The organism is Niastella sp. OAS944 (assembly GCA_024809215.1).
Lineage (GTDB): Bacteria > Bacteroidota > Bacteroidia > Chitinophagales > Chitinophagaceae > Niastella.
In genome coordinates this window covers 40,778-63,046 of the sequence record JANUBW010000008.1, presented here as the reverse complement: position 1 = coordinate 63,046, position 22,269 = coordinate 40,778, and the positions used below count along the sequence as shown (strand labels likewise).

Genomic DNA, 22,269 nt, shown 5'->3' with positions numbered 1-22,269 from the left:
ATGAAGTCATTTGTTCAGCAATCGGAATTACCGCATGGCCAATCGTTGGTTGTGCAAACATGCGGAGGCACATATTTTGAAGGCAGCCGGAACCCTCATACGGGGTATGAAATCATATTATTTACAAAAGGGGCAGGCCTGGCATTCATAGGAAATTATGTAGAAACATTCGCACAAGGCGATATATTTTTTTTAGGTACCAATATGCCCCATTATTTTCAAAAAAAAAGCAAACAGCAACTTACTGGAGTAGTGGTTCATTTTGATAATGACTTTTTTAGTCAACAGTTTACAAGTATCCCAGAATGCAGTCAAATTAAAAAACTATTTAACATAGCTTGTTATGGCTTAAAGTTTATTGGGAATAGTTCATCTCGCTTAAATCCATTATTAAAAATGCTGGAAACTTCATCGGAGATTAATCGCATTATTCTTCTATTACAATGTTTACAAATAATGGCTACTGCCAACGAGTATATCCTGCTATCTACACATATGTTCGACAATAAATCTTACATTAACAAAAACAGCATAGAAAGAGTCGTTCAATTTACTTTTAGTATGTTCAAAGAACCCGTTACACTATTGAATGTGGCTTCCATCGCATGCATGAGTACATCTACCTTTTGCCGTTACTTCAAACAGTACACGCAAAAAACCTATACATTTTTCCTAAATGAAGTACGTATAAATTATGCTTGTGATCAGTTAATTAAAAGTAACAAGTCAGTAAGAGATATTGCTTTCGAAAGTGGTTACAATACCACAGCGCATTTTCATAGACAATTCATTAAAATAAAACAAACAACGCCACTACAATATCGAAATTTTTCAACCTCAAATAATTGCCATTTATAATGCATTTAATAAATTAAACTTAATTAAAAATGTCTAACATAAATATCAAGCGATCATTCAAGCAATATTTATTGTATGATCGTCAAAACAGGTTGAAAATATTGCTTGCAGCTTCGGCAATTGTTCTGCAATTTACCGTATTTAAATACCTATATCCTTTTGCAAACTACATTCACCATGACTCCTTTGTATACATTAATGCGGCACATGAGAATTTAGATATCAGCACCCACCCCATAGGTTATTCTAAATTTCTACGACTATTTAGTGTATTTAACAGAACAGATTTAGCATTGACGGCTGGACAATACCTACTTATTCAATCGAGTATGCTTTATTTGTTATTTACTATTTTCTATTTTACTAAACTGGGCAACATAACACAATATTTACTACTTATTTTTATGGTATTTAATCCTTTGTTTCTTCATTTAAGTAACCTCGTAAGTAGTGACGGCTTATTCTTGGCATTGAGCTGTTTTTGGTTTGGATTACTTATATGGATAATTTATCGCCCCTCAAATCAGATATTACTATGGCATGCCATAGTATTGCTAATATCCTTTACAGTTCGATATAACGCCTTAATATATCCAATAATTTCCATCGCCGCCTTCTGGTTGTCAGGAATGCCTTTAAGCAAAAAAATATATGGATTAATGATAACAGGGGCACTATGTAGTTCTTTTATATTCTTTAATATCTATAAATATAAAAAGCTAAGCGGCTACAAACAATTCACGCCATTTAGCGGCTGGCAACTGGCCAATAACGCCTTATATGCCTACAGGTACGTTGATAAGAAAGATCGTCAACCTGTACCTAAAAAATTTGAGGCTCTAGATAATATGGTACGTAAGTTCTTTTACAAAACTCGAAACGACCCTTTCTACTATGTAGAGGAAAACCAGGCAAATACGTTTTATATGTGGACAAAAGGTTTGCCGTTAAGAAGATATCAAGATAGTTTATTCAAAAATGTAAAAACAACTGATCAAAACAAACTGAAATTATGGGCTACTATGGCACCTTTTTATAGGGATTATGGAAAATACATTGTCCAAACATACCCTTTATATTACATGCGCTATTTTATTTGGCCCAACTCCAAAAAGTTTTTTGCCCTACCGATTGAATTTCTGGCCTTTTATAACTCTCAAACTGACACAGTGACGGAGCGAACGCAAAAGTGGTTTGGCTATAAAAACCGGATAGTAACTACTAATACAGGCGAAAACAAAATCTCAATATTAGATTTCTATTCTGTTCTTTCCGGCATTATCAGCTTACTGATGTTGTTTGGACTATTATACTATATTATGCTAAAAGGCTGGAAGTACAACCTTTTATTCTCAAAAATAATATTTGTCGGTGGCATTTTTTGGTTATTAAATGCAGTCTTCTCCGTTTGTTCTGCCTCAATTGCATTACGTTTTCAGTCATTTCCAATATTACTTTCCACAATATTTGTTCTCTTATTAGTAGACTGGTTGATCCAGTTGATGAAAGCCTTAAAATTAACAGACATGAATAAACTGAAAATAAAAAATCAGGTATACAAAGGAATTGATAGTATCACAACTTACTAATGAGTAAAAAAACTAAAAGAAATAATAATTGAACGGTCGCAACGCAGTGATAAATTGCTCATGTTTCTTTAAGGCATGCTCTTTTTCTTAAACACAAATCATTCTACAGGCGATAAAAAACGCCCCTTTAACCATTGTCTGACATACAAACAAAATAAATATGAAAACACTTACTTTATCATTTATAATTGCTTCCTTGGTGGGTTGTTTTGGATCCGAACCTCAAAACACCAGCTTAAAGGGGAAACCCTTGCCTCCTTTTAAGCTGCTGCTCACCGATAGTATTACTTTACTAAGTAATGCAGATTTGCCATCTAACAAATCAATTGTTTTTTTTTATTTGAGTCCTTTTTGCCCTTATTGTAAAGCACAAACGAAAGAGATAATTGAAGATCTTGAGAACTTGAAAAATATACAATTTTATTTCATTACAAATTTCCCTTTGAATTCGTTTAAACCCTATTGTAAAGACTATCAACTGGAACGATATCCTAATATAATAGCAGCAATGGACACCGCAAATACCATAGCAGATTATTTTGAAATAACAAATGTGCCTTTTATAGCTGTATTCAAAAAGAACAAAACACTACATAACACATATGTAGGAAAAATCTACAGCGGTCAACTAAAGAAGATTGCAGAACAGAGTGAGTAATACCCCAATTGTTAATAAAATACCAAGCTTATAAACCTTTAAGGAAAATATTTCCATACGGAAAGTATTCATCTTCTCAATCGGATTACAACAACCTAAATGCTGGCGACTTCAACTATTGATGAGTAACAACCCAGCGTTGCAACGCTTGCTTAAGTTTATTCGTGCGAATAAGTGGCCAAGCCGAAAACCACTACAAAAGAGTAGGCACATTTTAAATTAAGCTTTAGCTTTTTGATGTAAAAAGCATTATGTTATGAAAAGAGTAAAAATCATGCTTTTATCTCTGCTAGTGTTAGCCGTAGCCGGAGGAGCCATGGCATTCAATGCAAAACGTACTACTAAATTTTGCACTATTGCAACATTAAGCAATGGATCTTGCCCTACAAGCCCTTCTTCTTGTGCTTTATATACAGGGCAAACTAATGCTGGCGGTACAGGCGATGTGGTTTGTTATACTACTCAATTGAGTGCACAGAATAATTGTTCTGGTATAACAAGTTGTACAACAAAAACTACATTAACCACAGATTAAACCTTAGTATAAATCCCCAATAAATAAATGGGATTACTAGAGTTTAGCTTAGAAGGAAGGCTGCGATTACTTCGCAGCCTTTCTCTCCAGCCACAATACCTAAACTTGTTTACGGCGTTATCCAAGAATTATTTACCCAAAGGGCGCTATTTTCAATATAACGAAAGGGAGGCTCTTTTCTAAATCGGACTTTAACTCTTACAAATATTGAAAATCGACAACTTTTATAAAATTATCTCAAATCAATTGGACTTTGTCTACGTTAATAGGCGCTTATGATTTTAGACTATCATTTCCGGCGTAAGCGGTAATAGCATTGACAAAACCCAATGGTCGCTCAATTTTAAATAATTCTTCCATGCATCATAAGCACACAACATCTTTAGAAATGTTTATACCGGGTACTGATCAGAGAACACCAAATATCTGAAAGCGGGATGAACACTTAGATGTTTGTCTGTTACTGTACCCCTTTGTTGTCAACCGGCCTAACTTGTTTTCCAGCACTTCTTGGTGGAATTATTTCGAGTGTTAGGCTACCCTTAAATACATTTAAGCCTGTTATTTTCCCCTAGCACCGCGTTCATCTTCACTACATAACAGTCGTTTCGCATTTAAGAATAAATAAATTTACGTTTTTATGAATCTTAATTTCCATACTTGATTCAAATAAACTAAAATTATCGCCTAACTCGCCTACCTGTTTATGGGCAAGTTTCGGGAAATTGACAGTTAGATAATGCATTGTAGATCTACCACACATTGAACATTACTTTTGATGTACAAGTAGGCCCCGTATAGTTTGACTTACAATGTATGTTACCGAATTGAATAATGCAGCGATCTTATCGGCCAGATTCAATTCTATATTATTCGAGATGCCATTTATTAATCGGCTCTTCAAACATTTTGGCTTGTTTAAAACATTTCATATTCCATTTCTTGCATACCAAGCAATCTTTTCTCTTGCTTAAAGCACAACTTCCCATAGGATCTAATTCTAATCGACTTTCGATACCCTTAAGCTTATGTGGAAGCCCATTTGTCATCCATCTTGGCGCAGGCGCTTCTTTTAGGTAATGATCAAAAAATTGTAGATATCGTATCGTATAGTCTTTAGCATCGTTGGAAAATAATGTATGATCTCCGTTATCATATTGTAGCCACCAAACTCTTTTCTCAAGTCTTCTTAAGGATGAAAAAAATTGTATTGTTTGGTCTTGATAGTCTTTTGAGCTTTTCTTTCCACAATAAAGTAACAAGGGAGTTTCAATTTTATCTGCATTCAAAACAGTAGTTTGATCTAGCCACGTCGATTTGTGTTCCCATAAATTGCCATATTCAAAACCATCTTCGACCATTTCCATATTACTCCTTCCGTCATCGTAGTTGATTGATAATGCAGTATTAATAAGATCAGCATACACAAAACCTTCACTTAAAGCCATTGCCGAAAGTTCATGAGAATGAGTAAACACGTAGGAAGCCAATTTTGCCGACCAACTGTGAGCAGCACCGCCAATATGTTTCTTATCAACATAGGACAACTTTTTTAAATAGATAGCAGCACCCTCAATTACATTTAACGCAGAAGACCCATATTTAAGTGGTGTTGTATATATATCTGGTGTAAAAATCAAATAGCCGTTGTTTAAAAGTAACATGGGAGAAAAGCCTGGTGCTATTGGCGACCAATTATAATCCGGAACAGGAAATTTAAATATATCCCTTGTAAATTGACTGTAAAAAACTATAATAACCGGATATTTTTTTGAAGGATCGAAATTCTCAGGTTTATATAGTACACCTTGGCTTAAAGTACCATCCAAATTTTTAAAAGTGTGCAGCTGTGCGGAAAGCCAATTGTAATCTTTTTGTGGCTGTATATCTGTTAATGGTTTATATTCCTTAAAATTTGTTGTTAAAAAATAATTTGGCGCTTCTAGAGTATTTTGACGCTTCACAATCCACATGTCAGCATAAGCAGCCTTAATAAAATTTATGCCGTTGCTTTGAAGGTATTCAATATTCAACGTAGTAGCGGGCACTTTCTCTAATGTATATGGACCATTCCACAATCGTTCAAAACTTCCAATTTCACCCAACTCTTTTTTGTAAATACCGCAATATTTAGTTTTCATATCAAATGCATTAAGAAGCAAAGATGCGTTTGGAGGAAAAAGAGGTTGGCCTTTCCATTCGGAATTGTATTGTGCATCTTGTCCATTAGCGATTAATGCAAATCGGATATTATTGCGACGACCGTATCCATTAGTTATATTTAAAGCTTTCGTTTTACCCGATAGATCCAATTGCCAAATATCGTAGTTATCATAAACTAGCACACTTTTATCTCCTTGAATCCAGCCCGCTATACCAACATAAGATTCCGGTGCTTTCTTGGCACGTGAAAAGTAATTTTTCCAGCCTAATTGAAAACTAGGCACCCCGGCAGATATGTTGTTTACTTTCCCTGTGGTAAGATCGATACTGAAATAGTTACATTGCTTTTTTGCATCAAAGTATACGAGGTATTTACCTTCAGGAGAAAATCTAATAGAACCATCCGGTTTTCCTTCTGAGCCTTTTATTAACCGCCTGGAGCCATCTTTGAGAGAGACAAGCCAGACACTGTCATTATTATAATCTTTTTCCCAAAACCTGTCGCCACCAAAATTTGGTTCATTGGGACTAACTTTTTTACCACTTTTTGACACTAACACAAATTCACCTTTAGGAAATCCGAATTCCTTTATTCTTTCAAAACAACCTTTCACGATTTTAATAGCTTGATTTCTATCAGTCTTAATAACGGCACTGTATATCTTAGGCTGTGAATTTATGTACTGTTGCCTCGATTGAAGAACATTATCTTTGTAACTCCAAATATCCAACATTACTATGTTAGTATCTACTGCAGTGAAATTCAACTGTTGCTCTGTGGCAAAGAATAAAATATATTGGCCATTATCAGTAAAATTAGCTTTTTGGATGACCCAATTGGGCTCTACACCCTCAGTATTTCTGTTTACTTTCAATATCGCCTTATCCATTCCCTCTTTCCAGTACCAGATGGAACTTTTTGACGTATCGGATGTAACATTTACAATAAAAACCGCTTGTTTACCACCGCCATCAAGATTATAGCTGTAAATAGCGTTTGTACTATCGGTAGTCGACCATATTGTATATTTTTTACTGTCGGCTAAGTTCAAATATTGCAACATCCTCAGGGTTCCACTATCAGATTTAATAGTTTCATATACTAATACAGAGCTCCCTCCAGTATGCATTGTATAACCATCCACATATAAAAATTTATGTTCCTTTCCACTAACTATATTATAAAGCATCAAGTCTTTTGACTCATTTCTCAACCGATAAATTATCCACTCCCCGGTTTTATCAAATTCAAAATCTAAAACATGATTAAACATTATTTCCTGTCTGCTAATTAACGATTTAATAATAAGATTGCTATTATGAGTCATGTATGCCAGCCATACACCGTTCTTATGTGCATAATGCGAGATATCGCTTACTACCTTACATTCATGTTTACCAGCAGATAAAAAGAATAGCGAATCATTCTGCTGAAACACAAAGAGCTTACTGTCAGCAGAAAAAAAACCGGAATTAGGATTACCTTTAATTACTTCATGCCAACTTCCTTCAATATCTTGCACCACTAAACTATTTTTTAGATTTGTTCTTTTTCCATAATGAACATATTTCAAACTATATGCAAAGTATTTTCCGTCTGGACTTATTGACAAATCTTCATCCTCACCAATTGAAATAAAATTTTCAATATCTCTTGAGTTCATTAGAGGTTTGCTTTTTTTATTGGAAATCAAATGATTATGACTCCAAACGTACTTATCCATTTTAACATCGAAAGGATCCTTTGATTCCGAACTACTTGTAATTAGTTGGAAATTGTTCTGCGCGTATGCTGAAATGGTGCAAGACATCACCCAAACAGCAATAAAAACAATCACTTTCATTTCATCTGTTTATACAACAATAAAAAGTAATTATAACACTGTGGTAAAATATCTTCTTAAAAAAATAACGTATTTTATTTTTCTAAGAAGATATTTATATACGGTGGGCCGGTTCTACTTTAGTATCGTAGAACACACTGCTGTTTATTCATGACATTCAATACCCTTCGTTTTGCACCATGTTTCGCATTAAATTCAGATCACCTAATGGGATTGGATACAATTGTTGATAAGATTTCCAAGGAGCACCGTATGCTTTTTTCGGCGTGATAATAGACATAACTGAATCTACGCCTCTAGTTCTTTTTAGATCGAACCAACGATTCCCCCACTCGGTAAATAATTCTGTTTGGCGCTCTTTAAAGATTCCAGCCAGTAAAGCAGATTTATCATTTACAGTAGTGTTATCCAGACCTGCACGGTTACGTATGATATTCAAATCACTTTTCGCCATGTCAAATTTACCTTGCTGAGCTCGTGCTTCCGCCCTTATCAAATACTGTTCAGCCAAACGAAATACCATGAGGTACTCGGTCATATTTGTGGATCCAGTATTTGATGTTATACTATTATCTGGCAAACTTACTTTATACTTGAACGGGAAGGCAACTGTATCAAGAATGCCCGAGGCAGACTGGTATATTGTTGTATCTATCCAGTTGCCATAAACCTTCCTTTGGTCATTCAGTTCGAAACTATTTAACAAATCTTTGCTCAAATAAACCGGGATAGATGAGTTAGGTCCGCTAGAAGGAATAATAAAGGTAATTGCCTCTTGTGTGTTAAAAAATGCATTAGTTGGCTGCAGTTGCCATATAGCTTCTCGACTATTTTTAAGAAAGACGTTATTCAAAGAAACTAACCCGTATAAGCGACTATTGTCAATAACTGATGTCGCCGCATCTTCTGCATTAGCCCAATCTTCAACGTAAAGATAAACCCTAGCCAGCAAAGAACTTGCAGTCCAGCTGTTTGGTCTTATTCTTTCTTTCGTTTCGTTTAATAGTGTTTGATCCAAGTAGTTTAAACTTAATTTTTCTTTCGCTTCAGTTAAGTCTTTAATAATTTGGTAATAAACTAATTCCTTGGATGTTCTGCCTAGATTTGAATTTATTTTGGGATCTGTACTCAATGCTAATGGGACATCGCCATATAGGTTAACTAAATAAAAATAAAAGAATCCTCTTAAAAAAAGAGCCTCGCCTAACAGTTTATTTTTAATTGTTGGAGTTAGTGCCGTTGCTTTTTCACTAGTCAGTCCTTCGACTGCAGCATTGACTTTGTAAATAAAATTATACAGGGAACTCCAATGTTCCGATCCAGCTACAGGAGAAACGACCGCGGAAAGAGAATTACTATAATACTGTACTTGAGGAGTATTTGCTCCCTGGAGAAGCGTCAGCTCATCTCCAGACAAGCTAGTTAAAAAAGTAATTGATTGTCCACCGGTAAAGGTCATATCAGTGGAACTGGACATTCTGCTATAAATTCCAGTAAGTACCGCTATAGCTGTTGCGTTAGTAGTAAACACAGCGTTTTGAGCTATGGAATTTGTCGGTGGAGGTATTTCTACTGACTTTTTACAAGAAAAAGAAATGAAAATAGAAGTTAAAAGCATGGTTGAATAAAGCCTTTTATTGTATCCTATTGTCGAATTATTTATTGGGTGCATTATCATATTTTGTTGTTTTAATTAATAACAATAACAACCTATAATAACATATGATTAATTATAACTCCAATTTCACGCCTATAGTCCAAACGGTCAGCGGTGGTAAGGATGTGATATTTTGGGTTTCGGGGTCCAGCCCGGTGAATTTTGTAATAGTGATAAGATTTTGAGATCTAAAATATACTTGAGCATTCTCCAGATGTGCTTTGTGTCGCCACCTACTGGGAATTTGCCAACTTAACGAAACATTCTTCAACCTTATATACGAAGCATCAAAAGAATATCCTATATCTGTGAAAGGAGGATAAACTAGCAAAGTCTCATCAGAATTATACCGAGCAAATTCTGCTTGATCTCCCGGTTTTTGCCAATGGCGATTAACTAGAGTAACTGGTTGATTGGCGGCATCCCATGAAAAAGTACCAGGGGGACGGTAATTTCCATTACTATAGTATAATTGTTTCGGTCCCCTTCTTCTAATAAACTGAAAAAGAAAATCCAATTGAAACGCTTTGTAGCTTATTGTATTTTGAAAACCTCCATAAAGTTGCGCGTTTGTATTAACAATTATATTAAAATAATCCTTTGGATAATTTGGATAGTCTGTTACAGGAATAGGAAGGCCGCTACTATCGGCAACCTGATAAAATCCAGTTGCAGGGTCGACACCAATATAGTGCTGATCAGCTTTAGTTATACCCAAAGGTTGACCAACCATAAAGTTGCTAGATTTTTGTCCATACGGCGTTTGATCAATATTAGGAAAACTGACAAGTTTATTTTTAGGAATTGTCAAATTTAAAATACTCGTCCACTGAATTACTTTTCCTTTAACATTTGTAGTTGTTAACATGAATTCCCAACTGGTGTTTTGTATCGTAGCTCCGAAGTTGTCATTAATTGCATTAAATCCAGTGACAGTAGGCAATTTATAATTTATCAACTGATTAGAAGATCGATTATGCGCAAAATTAGCATTAAGCAAAATTCTATCATTCAGAATTCCAACATCTATTCCGATTAGCAATTTTCTCGTTTCCTCCCATTGAAGATTAGGATTTGATATTTGATCAACTACTATGCTACTTGAATTTTGATATGGAATTTGGAGGCTATTAACATAATATAGACTTAAATAACTGTAATCAGCTATCTGATCATTTCCCGTCGTTCCGAAACTACCCCGTATTTTTCCAAAACTTAAAAATGGCATATGCTTTTTTGCCCAATGCTCCTCGCTAAATATCCATCCAAGACCAATGCTTCCAAAATTGTGAAACTTATTGTTATCGCCAAAACGGCTACTCCCATCTCTACGACCAGTTAAGTTAATAAGGTATTTGGAATTCCAATTATAATTTAACCGACCAAAGAAGGCAACATATTTATAGGTATTTGCGGAGGATTCAATGACAAATGAAGATGTAGCGGCAGCAAGACTCTTCATTAAAAGATCGTTTGTAAAACCAGAAGCGCCTTGAGTCAAAACATCATTATTGTTACGTTGATGTGTGCTACCGAGTAAAACTTCTAATTTACTATTACCGAAGGAACCACTATATTGTAACTGAGGTTCAATGATCCAAGAATTCATATTTCTTGTTGAAAAATTTGCAAAACGTTGACTAGTTGCTCTTCTTTCTGGTCGGAAACTTTCTAAACGATTTGCCTTGTATAAGATCGAATTTATATTATTGTAGCCAAAGCTGCTCTTTATCTCTAGTCCTGGCATCAATTTATAACCAATAGACATGTTGCCCACAAGATTCTTGGTTATGTTAGTGAACTCCTGCGCATAAATATAACTTAACGGATTAACCCAAGAAGAGTTACCTGCAGCATTAGGTTCCCAATTAAGTGTGCCATCTGAATTATATAAGTAAGGCGAATTAGGGGCAAGCAAAATAGATTGCTCTGTAAGATCGATTGGCGGCAAAATATTTCTATCGTAAACATAATTGCCACTTAATTGTAATTTTAATTTTTGGTTTGTTGACTGTCCATTCACATTAAAATGCAAGCCTCCTTTTTTATCATCAAAACTTCCAGGGAATACAGTGGTTTGGCGACTGTACGTTCCACTGACTAAATATTGCATTGTAGAAGACCCTCCAGAAATATTTGCACTTACGTCTGAATACTGAGCAGTGCCACCAATCAACGTTTTCTGCCAATCCGTGTATCTTGTGGTATCCCATAATGTAACATCATAATTACTACCTCTTGGTCGAAGTGTGGAAATATCAACTCCATCGTTCATATAGGCTTCGTATCGCATATCTAAGTATTGGCGAGTATTCATCATGGAAACTTTTCTTTCAACTTTCGCCCAACCTTGCTGAAGGCTAACATTAATTTTTGTTTTTCCCTCTTTTCCCCTTTTGGTTGTAATTAGAATAGCGCCATTTCCTGCACGAGAGCCATAAATAGCTGTAGCATCTGCATCTTTTAGTATATCAATTGATTCAATATCATTTGGATTAATGTAATTCAAAGGGCTACCACCTTGTAAAAATCCGCCAGCACCAGAAACAGGCAAACCATCTAAAATAGATCCACCCTCAATTCCACTATAGCTAAGTACAGACGGATAAGGTACTCCATCAATTACAATTAGGGGATCTAATGCCGCGGACCTGAAGCTATTTCGCCCTTGTACTCTAGCAGTCACAGCGCCTCCATTTAACCCAGTCATCTGTGTAACTTCTAAGCCGGGTACTCGTCCTTGCAAGGCCAGTAATGGGTTTTGAACCGGCTGCCTAACGATTTCAGTACTTTTAATAGTAATGACATTACCAGTATTAAACCGTTTTGAAGTCGTACCATAAGCTATAACCTGCAACTCATCTAAATTCCCAACTGCCACGCTTAGTTTCAGAGTGATATAATCGTTACTTTTTATAGAAACCTCTTGTCTATTATACCCTACAGACGTGATAATGAGCACTGCATTCTCATCCAAATCCTTTAAGTAAAATTCACCTTTAGCATTTGTTGTGGTCCCTTTACTGGTTCCTCTCACCACAATATTTACGCCCTGAGTAGGTACACCATTTTCATCAGTAACAATCCCACGCACATCTTTGATATTAGACGACGGCAATTTGCGTTCAATTGAATTTTGTGGATTAGCTTTCGGCACTATAACAATTAATTTCTCCTTTATTTCATACCCCAATGATTGTTCCTTTAAACATTGGTGAAGCACATCTTCAACAGAGGCATTCTTGACATCGACGGTAATTCTTTTTGCATTACGCACTAATCTATCTACGTATAGAAATTTGTAATTCGTTTGTTTCTTTATTTCTTTAAATAGCTTTTCCAACGGAGCATCCTTCAGGGCAATAGTAACATTTTGCCCATAACCTGTCGCCTGCACCTGAAGGCATCCAGCCAACAATATGACAACTACTAATTTCATAACACGTATCACATGTAGTGTTATTATTTTAGTCACTAGCATGTAAATACCACTAAAAACAGTGCACCGCTTTATACCAATCAACCTTCCGCTTTTCTGTAACATATAAAGCAGGGTCAACAGGTAATTGCATAAAAATTGCATACCTTTGAATTGAGGGTTAATAAAATGATGTGATTAACAACTTTTACAGGTTAACCTTTTAGCCGTCCATGTTGGAGCATGAGGCGGCTTTTTCGCCTTTTAGGCACAAAACAGTTGTACCTGTTAATAATTAATTTTTTACGAAATCCTAAAAATGGCAAGTTCGCTTAGACTACTAGACGTACTTCAATTTTTCTTTTGAGGCCAAATAGCACCTCTATCAACATAAGTTGGCTCGCCTTCTTTCATCTTATTAATAACTGTATTGAATTCAATAACATCTTGCTTAAGTTCCGGAATCTTTTCGGCAAACCTTACGGCCCTTTGTTCCCATTCGATTGCCGTTTCTGTCCAACCCGCTTTGTATAATAGATTTGCATAAGTATCACACAAATCAGATCCAATAGTTGACGTATCCGCCGCATATTTCACTACTTTTTCTAGCAATCTCAAAGCGCGATTAATCAAATCTTTTTCTGTAGTAAACAGAAAAGTATTCCAAGCGACGGAATTAATATCCCATTTACTATTGGGATTATTAAGATCCGGCGGTTCGTTCTCCATTTTTTTAAGTTTTAATTTGGTGGCAGCATTATAGTTTTTATGCCGTTCGTACCATTTTATCTTAGCTTCCAATAGATTTTTATCGGAATACATTTTATTGTATTTTTTCCGAATAGCTTTATATAACTTATTCCAAGCTGCTTCGCTATAATCTGGCTTTTGCGATTTATCTATTAGGTTCATTGTTTCCGGCGACACAACAACTTTAGATCCTGCACTTTGCTCCTTAAGAAACGGCCATACTATCTCTTCCTGAATTGTCCGACTTACGACCTCCTGGGCATACCCCTTTTTATTCATTACTTTATCAATTAAATCGCCATCATTGTAAAAAAACCAAAACCTTTTTTTGTCACTTCCAAGTAAAAAACCCGACCACAATTCAATAGCGTCCTTTGTGTACCTTTTTTGCTTTGGCAGAGTAGCAACATATTCGGTATGTTCATCCATTACAATCTTGCCTAATTCTTTCTCTCCCAACTGGTAAGCAGTTTTTATCATGTAAGGCATTTTATCATAATTCTTTATTCCTTTTCTATAATCAGTCACTAACTGATCATACTCTGCAAAGGGGTCAACATAAACCTGCCCAGGTTTTGTGGCCGTTTGGGCAACAGCTATCAACTCTTTTACAGATTGATATCCTAAGACTTGATGAACGATTATTCCGGACGGAGACAAAAAGATCAGGCTGGGATAGCCTTGCACGCGATATTGTTTGTTTAACGCGGCAGCGTCAGCATACCAGCTTTGGACAAAAGCGTTGTCGTTTTTTGTTTTGTCCATCTGCACTTTGATGCTAATGAATTTGTCGTTGAAGTAATTGCCGACGGTGTCGTTAACATAGACCTCCCGATCCATCTTTTTGCAGGGGCCGCACCAGCTTGCAAAAGCATCGATGAAAATAAACTTATTCTCCTCCTTAGCCTTTGCTAATGTCTGTTTCCAACTTAATGATTTTTCAAAATCTATTCCGCCACCATCACCTGTAGATAAAACTTCTTTAGAAAACTGAGCATTTACAATAGTATGAATCATCAAAAGAGTCAAAAATAAAAGACACCTTACCATACCTATATTTTAATAATTAAAGAAACCGGGGCTTTCGTTCCAAATAATAATGAGTAACTGTAGATCAACAAGATTGAAGAAATGGCTTAATGATTAGCAGCACTGATCAATTTTATAGTGTAGCCTGAAGACAAAACAATCACATGAAGGTGATGTGACAAATAAGGTTAGAAGGATTTAACACAGGATACAGAAACAGTTAGTTGTTTTTATATTGTCACCTTATTGTTGTACATCGGTTGATTTAACGGTAATTCCTTTTGAGTCAATTGTAAAATCCAATAAACGGGTAGCTTCCAGTAGTTCTAAAACTTGTGATGCATTATTGTATCGGGAAATTTCGCCCGTCAACGTTATACCTTGTTTCAATACATCACCTTGGTAGTTGACCTCAACATTGTACCATCTTTCGATCTGTCGCATGATTGCAGCCAGGTCGGTATTATCGAACAAAAACTTTCCATCCTTCCAGGCCATCACCTGCTCCAAATCTACATCACTCACCACATTTATCTTTGCGCCATCCACCACCGCCTGCTCTCCCGGTTTTATTATTCGTTCAACCCTCTCGTGTTGAACTTTAACGCTTCCTTCTAACAGCGTTACTTTTATGTTCTCTTCATTTTCGTAGGAATTTACATTGAACCTGGTGCCTAACACCGTTACGTTCATATTGCCTTTACTAACAATGAACCTTTGCTTGAGTCCTCCCCCTTTGGGGGAGTTAGAGGGGGTCACTTCAAAATACGCTTCTCCCGTTACCTCCACTTTCCTTTCTTCTTCACTAAATGCTACAGGGTACCTGATACTCGAGGCCGCATTTAACCAAACCTTACTGCCATCACTTAGTTGTAAATACACCACATCACTGCCCCGGGGTACTGTTATTGTATTATAGATCAACTTTTGCTCAGCGGCTTTGCTGCTGGAATAACTTATAACGCCATCTTGCTCGCGCATCACCTTTGTAGTACCCTGCGTTGCCAGTAATCCGCTTTGCAGGCTATCGAGTACAATTGTTTTTCCGTTCTCCAGGGTTAAGTATGCCTTATTGGTTTTGGGTACCGCATCGTGTGGCGTTGTTTGCACCACGGCTGGTTTAGGGGTAGTTTTATTTGCTTGTTGTAACACATAGGTAACGGTGGTGGCCATGAGTAATACTGCCATGGCAACTGCATATTGCCACCATTTTATGGTAATTACTTTTGCGGGCCCATCGCTTATTGGTTGTCCCCACCCTACTGCCTTTACTCTTGCCCATGCGGCATCGAGGTCAATCTTTTTTCCTTCACTCAATGCCTTTACTTCGGCCATCAATGCGGGTGTATTGTTGATGCGGTTAAAGAACTGCCGGTTCTGTTCCGACTCTTCTACCCATGCATTTAGCGTGGCCGTTTCCTCCGGGGTTATCTCCTGCTTAAGATGCCTGAGTATCAGGTTATTGATTTCGGTATACTCGTTCACTCGGTTAATGGTTTGATTGGCTTAGCACAGCCTGGTAATAATTTGATAACAGTTTCACAACACCCGGTTAATATGTAAACAACAGGTGCAGTTCCATTCTTTACAAGTAGTATATATTTCTAAAAAATATTTTTGAGCAGGGAGAGTATATAAAATAACCAGGCAATGATTACCGGGTGGTCACCCAGCTTCAAACGTAACATACTTATAGCGCGGCTTTTTTGTACATATACCGTGTTTACCGAGATCTGCAAGCGGGCAGCCACCTCCGCCGGCTTTAGCTCTTCATAATACAACATCTTAAAAATGCGCTGGCATTCTTCGGGCAGGTTGTCAATAGAGTTTTGTACTGCTTCGACGATCTCGGCCATTATTGAATACTCGTATTCCAGCAACGTATCATCTTTTATCTCTTCTGCAAATTCCAGGCTTCTTACATCATGTCTTTTTTTCGACTTTAGGTAATTCAAACAACGGTTACGGCAGCTCACATACAGGAAGGCCCTGATGTTGGGTTCACTATCAAACATATTACACCGTTTAAACAGCCCTAAAAAAACTTCGGTAACAATATCTTCGGCCTCATCCTGACTGCCGGTGATCTTTGCAGTGAACACCACCAGCTGTGTATAATATTCCTTGAAAACAAGCTCAAAAGCCTTTTCATTCGCCTGTTGAAAATCCAGCACCACCTGTGGTTCCAGTTTATTTCTCATGAAGCTTTGCGGAGGGCATTTATACCGGCAATACCCGGCAACCTGATAAATTAAGTACCTGTCGTTAGAAAAAGGCTGGCGATTTGGAGGCTTAATAGTTAGAACTGTGCTTAACTGAAGAGTATATTGAATTTGGGTCTTCCAGGTGTGGTAAAGAGGCTGGCGATACAAACTTACGCTTATTAATGTTTGAAAATCAGGGTACAGGACTTGACAAGAATCAATATTTTATCTGCTGCACAGCCTGCAACACCAGAAAATGCCTACTCCTTTACGCGCGGCACCATTATTACACCAATTGTGCAAACTATGACTAAAAAGGGCAAAACATGATGTGATTTCTCTTTTTACATTTTTGCTGAGCCATTAATTTTATGTAACCGCTCAACCAGGGATACTTGTATAAACCTTACTTATGAAATGCAACGTTTGACAAACACGTTCAAAACGTTAAAAACCGTTGCGCATGATCAACAGTATAAAACCTTATTCCAGGTATGTGCTCAATGCTGTTAAAAGCATTAAAGCGCACATAGATGCCGATCCGTTTGAGTATAAGACAGCTGCCAGCCTGCTTGAAAAATTATGTTCACCCAACAGGAGCACCGTTGAAAAGGCGTTCAAAAAAGTATACGGGTGTGGCATAAAAGTATACCAGGTAAGCAAACGACTTGAGGCTAGCAAGAAGTTTTTGGAAGAAGGTATGAGCAAGAAGATGATTGCCTCAAAATGCCTGTATAAGTCGCAAAGCGCGTATGCAGCTGCCTTTAAAAAAGAGTTTGGCATGACGCCCACCGAATGGCAGTTGCTATATTCGGGCTAACAGTCATGCGTGTTGCAAATTTCGACAACAATCTGGCATTTTTCGATAACAATGATGCAAAAATCTATAACCGGTGCATGTAACTTGCATATAGAAGAATGAATGATGCTCCGGTAATTGCCACCGGAAGATATAGACTGGTTAAGGCTGATTTAAAAATCTACAACATTAAGCGAAGGCAATATACAATTACAATTACTTACTTAATCTGACACCAACAATATTAACTGCATAAGCAGTTGTAAAAGCTTATCTATAACGGATAAGGTTTCCGCCGGTACGCCGTGGTTGTCTAGCCGCAGCAAAAACGGCAATGCTTAGCTCCCTATACCATTTTAAAAAATCGACCATTAAACATTATCAACCATTTGCAATGGAAGGACAAGCTATTCAAAACCGCAGCGCTCTCATGAAGATCGTTACATTCTCCTGGCTGTCTAAAGCCACTATTGTTGAGATCATTTCAATTCTTTATTCAATTTTATTTCTCTACACCGCTGTTAGCAAGTTCATGGAGCTAGATGTATTCCAGGAGCAGATTGCCGACAACCCCATCCTGCAACCGGTAGCGCCTATTATTACCTGGGGAGTGCCCATTATCGAAATTATTTTATCAATCATCCTATTCATACCTCAATGGCGATTGAAGGGCCTTTACGCTTCACTGGCTTTAATGATCGCATTTACCATTTATATCGGCGCCATTATGATCTTTTATAAAGAACTGCCCTGCAGTTGCGGCGGTATTATATCAGCGTTAAGCTGGCCGGCGCATTTAGTATTTAATGGTGTATTCATCCTACTCGCTATGATCGCTATCAGGTTATCGCGACAATTACAACGAAGTACCTCTAATTGAAATCAAAAATAGGTAAGATGTAAACCAGGGAAAGGGTGCGGCTATCCATAAGGTATTGCCCAGGCAACCGGTAATTATCTGTTGGTAAGGATGCCAGTTCCCGAATGCAACGGGCGGTTAACCCCCACCCGGTAGATGTGGTATACGGCTCACGATTATGGGCGGCCATCCCTACCGCATCCTGTTCTTCTGGTCTTAATCACCCAGTAACTTTAATTAATTAAACCTTGCCACTTATGCAAAACAACATGTGTTTGAAGGGCTATATTTCAGAAACCATTGCCTCGGTTAAAGATTTTATCGACAGCCATCCATTGGAATGGAAAACAACCGATCAGCTGGCTTCCGATGCAGCCATTAATCGCAAGCTGTTACAAAAATGTTTTAAACAGCTGCACCAAATGAACATCAGTGATTACCAGTTACAGCGGCGCATGGAGGCAGCCACGGAGATGCTCGACCAGGGACGACTATCAAAAAAGCAAATTGCCAAGCGATGCGGGTATAATAGCTACTCTAATTTCAGCATCGCTTTTAAGAGGACGTATAAGATCTCGCCAAGTGATTGGCAGAACAGAGAGGCTGTGTTTGTGTAGAAAAATAGATGTGGCACACCTGGCAGGTGTGCCACATCTTCTTTATTGTAGCTGGTTACTGCCACGTAGGCTCACCACGTTTCATTTTCTCCAGGGTATCTTTCATTGCTTTATCACCTTTACTAAGCGCTACTGCTTTTTCCTGCGCGGTAATAGCTTCGTCTTTGCGGCCGCTTTTATACAACAGGTTGGCATAAGTATCGAGGTAAGCCGGTTCTTCTGTTTGTTTGTACGATAGCTCACTCCACTTCGCCGCTTTATTCAATGCATCCTTATCAGTTATTTTTTCAAATGTTTTCCAGGCAAATTGGTTCAGGTCTTCGGCCTTTACATATTGACCGTATTTACTGATGTATTCATCTGCAGCTGTTACAAAATTATCCCAGTCGTTTTGGTTAAAATAATGAATGGCTTTGGCTCGAAGTAAGATCTCCTCGCCGGCCGGTCCAAATTGTGCCACCTTTGCAGCCAGCGCATCCCAATCGGGCGCAGAATTGGGATTAGAAACTACAGGGCCAATGATCTCTTTATAAACAATACCCATCATCTTATTTTCTGCCTCATGTGGTCCCAACACTTTATTTATGCTGGCGGTGTTGTCTTTCATAATGGCAAAGCCGGGGTCGCTGGTTTTACTGGTCACCTGTACCACATAGGTAAGGTCATCATCACTGTAAGGTTTTGGCAGGGCAGCCAGGTATTCTTTGGTTATTCTGGCAATACCGGTTTTATCCCCGGCCTGTTGGGCAGCCATGGACAATTTTTTAAGAAAGATAGTTTCACGATTGCCCTTTATGTACTCACCTAACAATTCGCTGTATTTTAAACCGGGGTCGGTAAGATCGGCCATTTGTGCATCTACGGCAGGAGTATTGCCGGCTGTAGGTACCAACATTCCATGGATCTTTTTCAGGTCATCGAATGGAATTTTTACTACTGCCCGGTCATAGGTCATAAGGCCGTTTTGTTCGCCCTCCACATCAAAAGGCTGGGTGTAGATGGAGGCGCTCAGCCCTTCTTTTTCCAGCAGTTTTATATGCTGGTTCATAACGGTATATTTTCCTTTAAGGGCCGAAGGGGTAACATTAATATAGCCCCAGGCGCTGTTGGCATTCCATTGGTGATCAGGCACAAAAACACCGATGCCACCAAACTCACCCAATACTCTGCTTTTACCATCCATCTTGGGCGCGTTCATGGGATCGGGGTAGCTATGAATATCGGTGATATCGCTGCTTACCCAGGCGTTAGGTGAAGGGCTGCGCAGTTTTTCGTTTACATATAATATTTCACCGGAGTGGCCATTGAGCAAACGGGTGGGGTCTAATTTCTTGATCCATTCGCTCAGGCGTTGTTGGTCGTACTGGCCCCATTTTTCGTTAAAGAGCGTCCAGGTGGTAATACAGGGGTGGTTGTATAACTGTTCTATATTTTCTTTGCATTCCTGTTCAAACACTTTCTTTGCTTCATCGTTTGGGTTGAATGCGGGGTTTATCATATCCTGCCAAACGATCATGCCTATTTTATCGCAATGATAGTACCAGCGATCGGGTTCTCTTTTAATGTGTTTACGAATGGTATTAAAACCCATGGCTTTTATGGCTTTAATATCATAAGCCAGTGCTTCATCGGTAGGTGCGGTATAAATACCATCGGGCCAAAAACCCTGGTCAAGCGTACCCAGGTTGAACACGTATTTATTGTTCAGGAAGATGCGATCATGACCATCGGCATCTTTTTTTATTTCCACTTTACGCATGCCGAAGTAACTTTTTACCTCATCAACCAGCTTTCCATCTTTTAACAGTCTTACAGAAAGATCATACAAGAATGGATCTTCGGGGCTCCAGTAATGGGCATCGTTAATGGCAAGTGCATTATCCTGGCTGGTAATTGTTTTACGGCTTACTTCTTTACCATTTGTCATGGCCACCGCTTCAATGGTATAACCGTCGGTATTGGCGCTGGTAATGGCAGCCACGTTGAGTTTGTTATTATCTACATCGGGTGTAAGTTTAAGATCTTTAATATATACCTCAGGTACCGTCTCAAGCCATACGGTTTGCCAAATACCGGTAGTAGGTGTATACCAGATGTCTTTTGGAGTGACCACCTGTTTACCATGTGGGTTGGGACCTTTATCAGTAGGGTCGTATACTTTTACCAATAATTCATTATTGCCTTTGTTTAAGGCATCGGTAACATCAATAGAGAAAGCCCCGTAACCACCGGAGTGGAAGCCAACCTTTTTCTTATTGATGAAAACGGTAGCCTGCCAATCGACAGCACCAAAATGCAGCAGCAGCCGTTCGCCTTTTTTCAATGCAGTCTTGCTGATCATTTTTTTATACCAAAGGTTTTCTGATGGCTGCACCATTTTCTTTACACCAGAGAGCGCCGATTCTATGGCAAAAGGCACTAATATTTGTCCGGCGTACACAGTAGGCATTGCAGCATCTTTACTGGTAATAGCATATTGCCATAAACCATTCAGGTTCTGCCAGCTATTACGTTCCATTTGTGGGCGCGGATAAGCCGTTAGGGCATTCGAAGTACTAACATCTTTTGCCCACCTGCTTTGAACAGGTATGGGCGCCATTTTCCAGTTGTCCTGGGCACAGGTAGCCAAATGCAACACAATAAGGAAGGAAACAAGCAGTGATCTCGGTAACATGGTATTATATATTTTGTTATTGACAGGTTTGTACTGGTTCACGGTAGAACCCAGTTTTTGGTGGCAACCAAAAATCAATAAATAATGTCACAAAGAATCTCTGTGGAATGGCTGGTTGGGAGGGTACAATAATACGGGATTATTTTAAATGCACGTGAAGTTGAGCGATTAATTTCTATGGCAATTGTTAAGTATTCAATGGTCGCTTATTAACAGATTTAAATGGCGCCTTTTTTAGCAGCAAACAGGACTAAGGTCATATCTTGTTGGCCTAATTTCATATGTGTTTTATTCTATCTTGGTATTGGAAATCTTAAGGTTTGTAATTGAAATCCATAGAAGAATACCAGCTTCCTACGCATTGTTTATTTGCATGGAGAATCAATTTTTTTAACGGCTCTTATAGTGCTAGCTGTAATAGGATGGGCATTAGCTTTCATGACAAAAAACTCTGAGACTATTAGCTCAGTGCAATGTAGATAACAAAACATGTGGAATAAATTACGTTTTTGAAAGCAACAAATTGCGGTGTATTTTAGTAAACTATGATTTTTGTCTTTATTTGGCCTTGTGTTGATAGAAGGCAGAAGAATTGAAAAATACTTATAACAACTG

The 22,269-nt window shown here is 37.9% G+C and carries 14 protein-coding genes; 7 read left to right on the top strand and 7 right to left on the bottom strand.

The genetic code is table 11. The features are described from left to right. From GGD38_RS26640 to GGD38_RS26625, 4 genes are all read left to right on the top strand, one after another. Window positions 1-858 carry an AraC family transcriptional regulator gene (locus tag GGD38_RS26640; RefSeq protein ID WP_375303218.1) on the top strand — a complete coding sequence of 286 codons (858 nt, stop codon included), beginning with the start codon at window positions 1-3 and terminating at the stop codon, window positions 856-858. Window positions 859-887: 29 nt separating this feature from the next. Then, complete coding sequence (locus GGD38_RS26635) at window positions 888-2,447, top strand: hypothetical protein (protein WP_375303219.1); 1,560 nt, start codon at window positions 888-890, stop codon at window positions 2,445-2,447. 160 nt (window positions 2,448-2,607) lie between these two features. Next, window positions 2,608-3,105, top strand: coding sequence for a TlpA family protein disulfide reductase (locus tag GGD38_RS26630; RefSeq protein ID WP_375303220.1), 498 nt, complete (start codon window positions 2,608-2,610; stop codon window positions 3,103-3,105). 256 nt (window positions 3,106-3,361) lie between these two features. After that, window positions 3,362-3,640 (top strand): hypothetical protein, encoded by a 279-nt coding sequence (locus GGD38_RS26625; RefSeq protein WP_375303221.1) that lies wholly within the window; start codon window positions 3,362-3,364, stop codon window positions 3,638-3,640. Between the two features lie 869 nt (window positions 3,641-4,509). On the opposite strand, the gene GGD38_RS26620 is transcribed toward GGD38_RS26625, so the two are convergent. The 6 genes from GGD38_RS26620 to GGD38_RS26595 all read right to left on the bottom strand — a co-directional run bounded on the left by GGD38_RS26620 (window position 4,510) and on the right by GGD38_RS26595 (window position 16,702). After that, window positions 4,510-7,647, bottom strand: a complete 3,138-nt coding sequence (locus GGD38_RS26620; RefSeq protein ID WP_375303222.1) for a hypothetical protein — start codon at window positions 7,645-7,647, stop codon at window positions 4,510-4,512. Between the two features lie 157 nt (window positions 7,648-7,804). Continuing rightward, window positions 7,805-9,325, bottom strand: a complete 1,521-nt coding sequence (locus tag GGD38_RS26615; RefSeq protein ID WP_375303223.1) for a RagB/SusD family nutrient uptake outer membrane protein — start codon at window positions 9,323-9,325, stop codon at window positions 7,805-7,807. Window positions 9,326-9,377: 52 nt separating this feature from the next. Then, window positions 9,378-12,743 (bottom strand): SusC/RagA family TonB-linked outer membrane protein, encoded by a 3,366-nt coding sequence (locus tag GGD38_RS26610; protein ID WP_375303224.1) that lies wholly within the window; start codon window positions 12,741-12,743, stop codon window positions 9,378-9,380. A 330-nt stretch (window positions 12,744-13,073) separates the two neighbouring features. Next, entirely contained in the window at window positions 13,074-14,522 is a 1,449-nt protein-coding gene (locus tag GGD38_RS26605; RefSeq protein ID WP_375303225.1) for a thioredoxin family protein, read from the bottom strand. 222 nt (window positions 14,523-14,744) lie between these two features. Next, window positions 14,745-15,986, bottom strand: coding sequence for a FecR family protein (locus GGD38_RS26600; protein WP_375303226.1), 1,242 nt, complete (start codon window positions 15,984-15,986; stop codon window positions 14,745-14,747). 119 nt (window positions 15,987-16,105) lie between these two features. Beyond that, on the bottom strand, window positions 16,106-16,702 hold the full coding sequence (locus tag GGD38_RS26595) for an RNA polymerase sigma factor (RefSeq protein ID WP_375303227.1): 597 nt from the start codon (window positions 16,700-16,702) through the stop codon (window positions 16,106-16,108). Between the two features lie 466 nt (window positions 16,703-17,168). On the opposite strand from GGD38_RS26595, the gene GGD38_RS26590 reads away from it, so the two are divergent. The 3 genes from GGD38_RS26590 (at window position 17,169) to GGD38_RS26580 (ending at window position 18,980) form a co-directional block, all read left to right on the top strand. After that, window positions 17,169-17,525 (top strand): helix-turn-helix domain-containing protein, encoded by a 357-nt coding sequence (locus tag GGD38_RS26590; protein WP_375303228.1) that lies wholly within the window; start codon window positions 17,169-17,171, stop codon window positions 17,523-17,525. A gap of 313 nt (window positions 17,526-17,838) precedes the next feature. Further along, window positions 17,839-18,384 carry a MauE/DoxX family redox-associated membrane protein gene (locus tag GGD38_RS26585; RefSeq protein WP_375303229.1) on the top strand — a complete coding sequence of 182 codons (546 nt, stop codon included), beginning with the start codon at window positions 17,839-17,841 and terminating at the stop codon, window positions 18,382-18,384. 236 nt (window positions 18,385-18,620) lie between these two features. Continuing rightward, complete coding sequence (locus tag GGD38_RS26580) at window positions 18,621-18,980, top strand: helix-turn-helix domain-containing protein (RefSeq protein ID WP_375303230.1); 360 nt, start codon at window positions 18,621-18,623, stop codon at window positions 18,978-18,980. 55 nt (window positions 18,981-19,035) lie between these two features. On the opposite strand, the gene GGD38_RS26575 is transcribed toward GGD38_RS26580, so the two are convergent. Beyond that, a complete protein-coding gene (locus tag GGD38_RS26575; protein ID WP_375303231.1) occupies window positions 19,036-21,654 on the bottom strand; it encodes a sugar-binding domain-containing protein in 2,619 nt (872 codons plus the stop codon). Window positions 21,655-22,269: the final 615 nt, after the last annotated feature.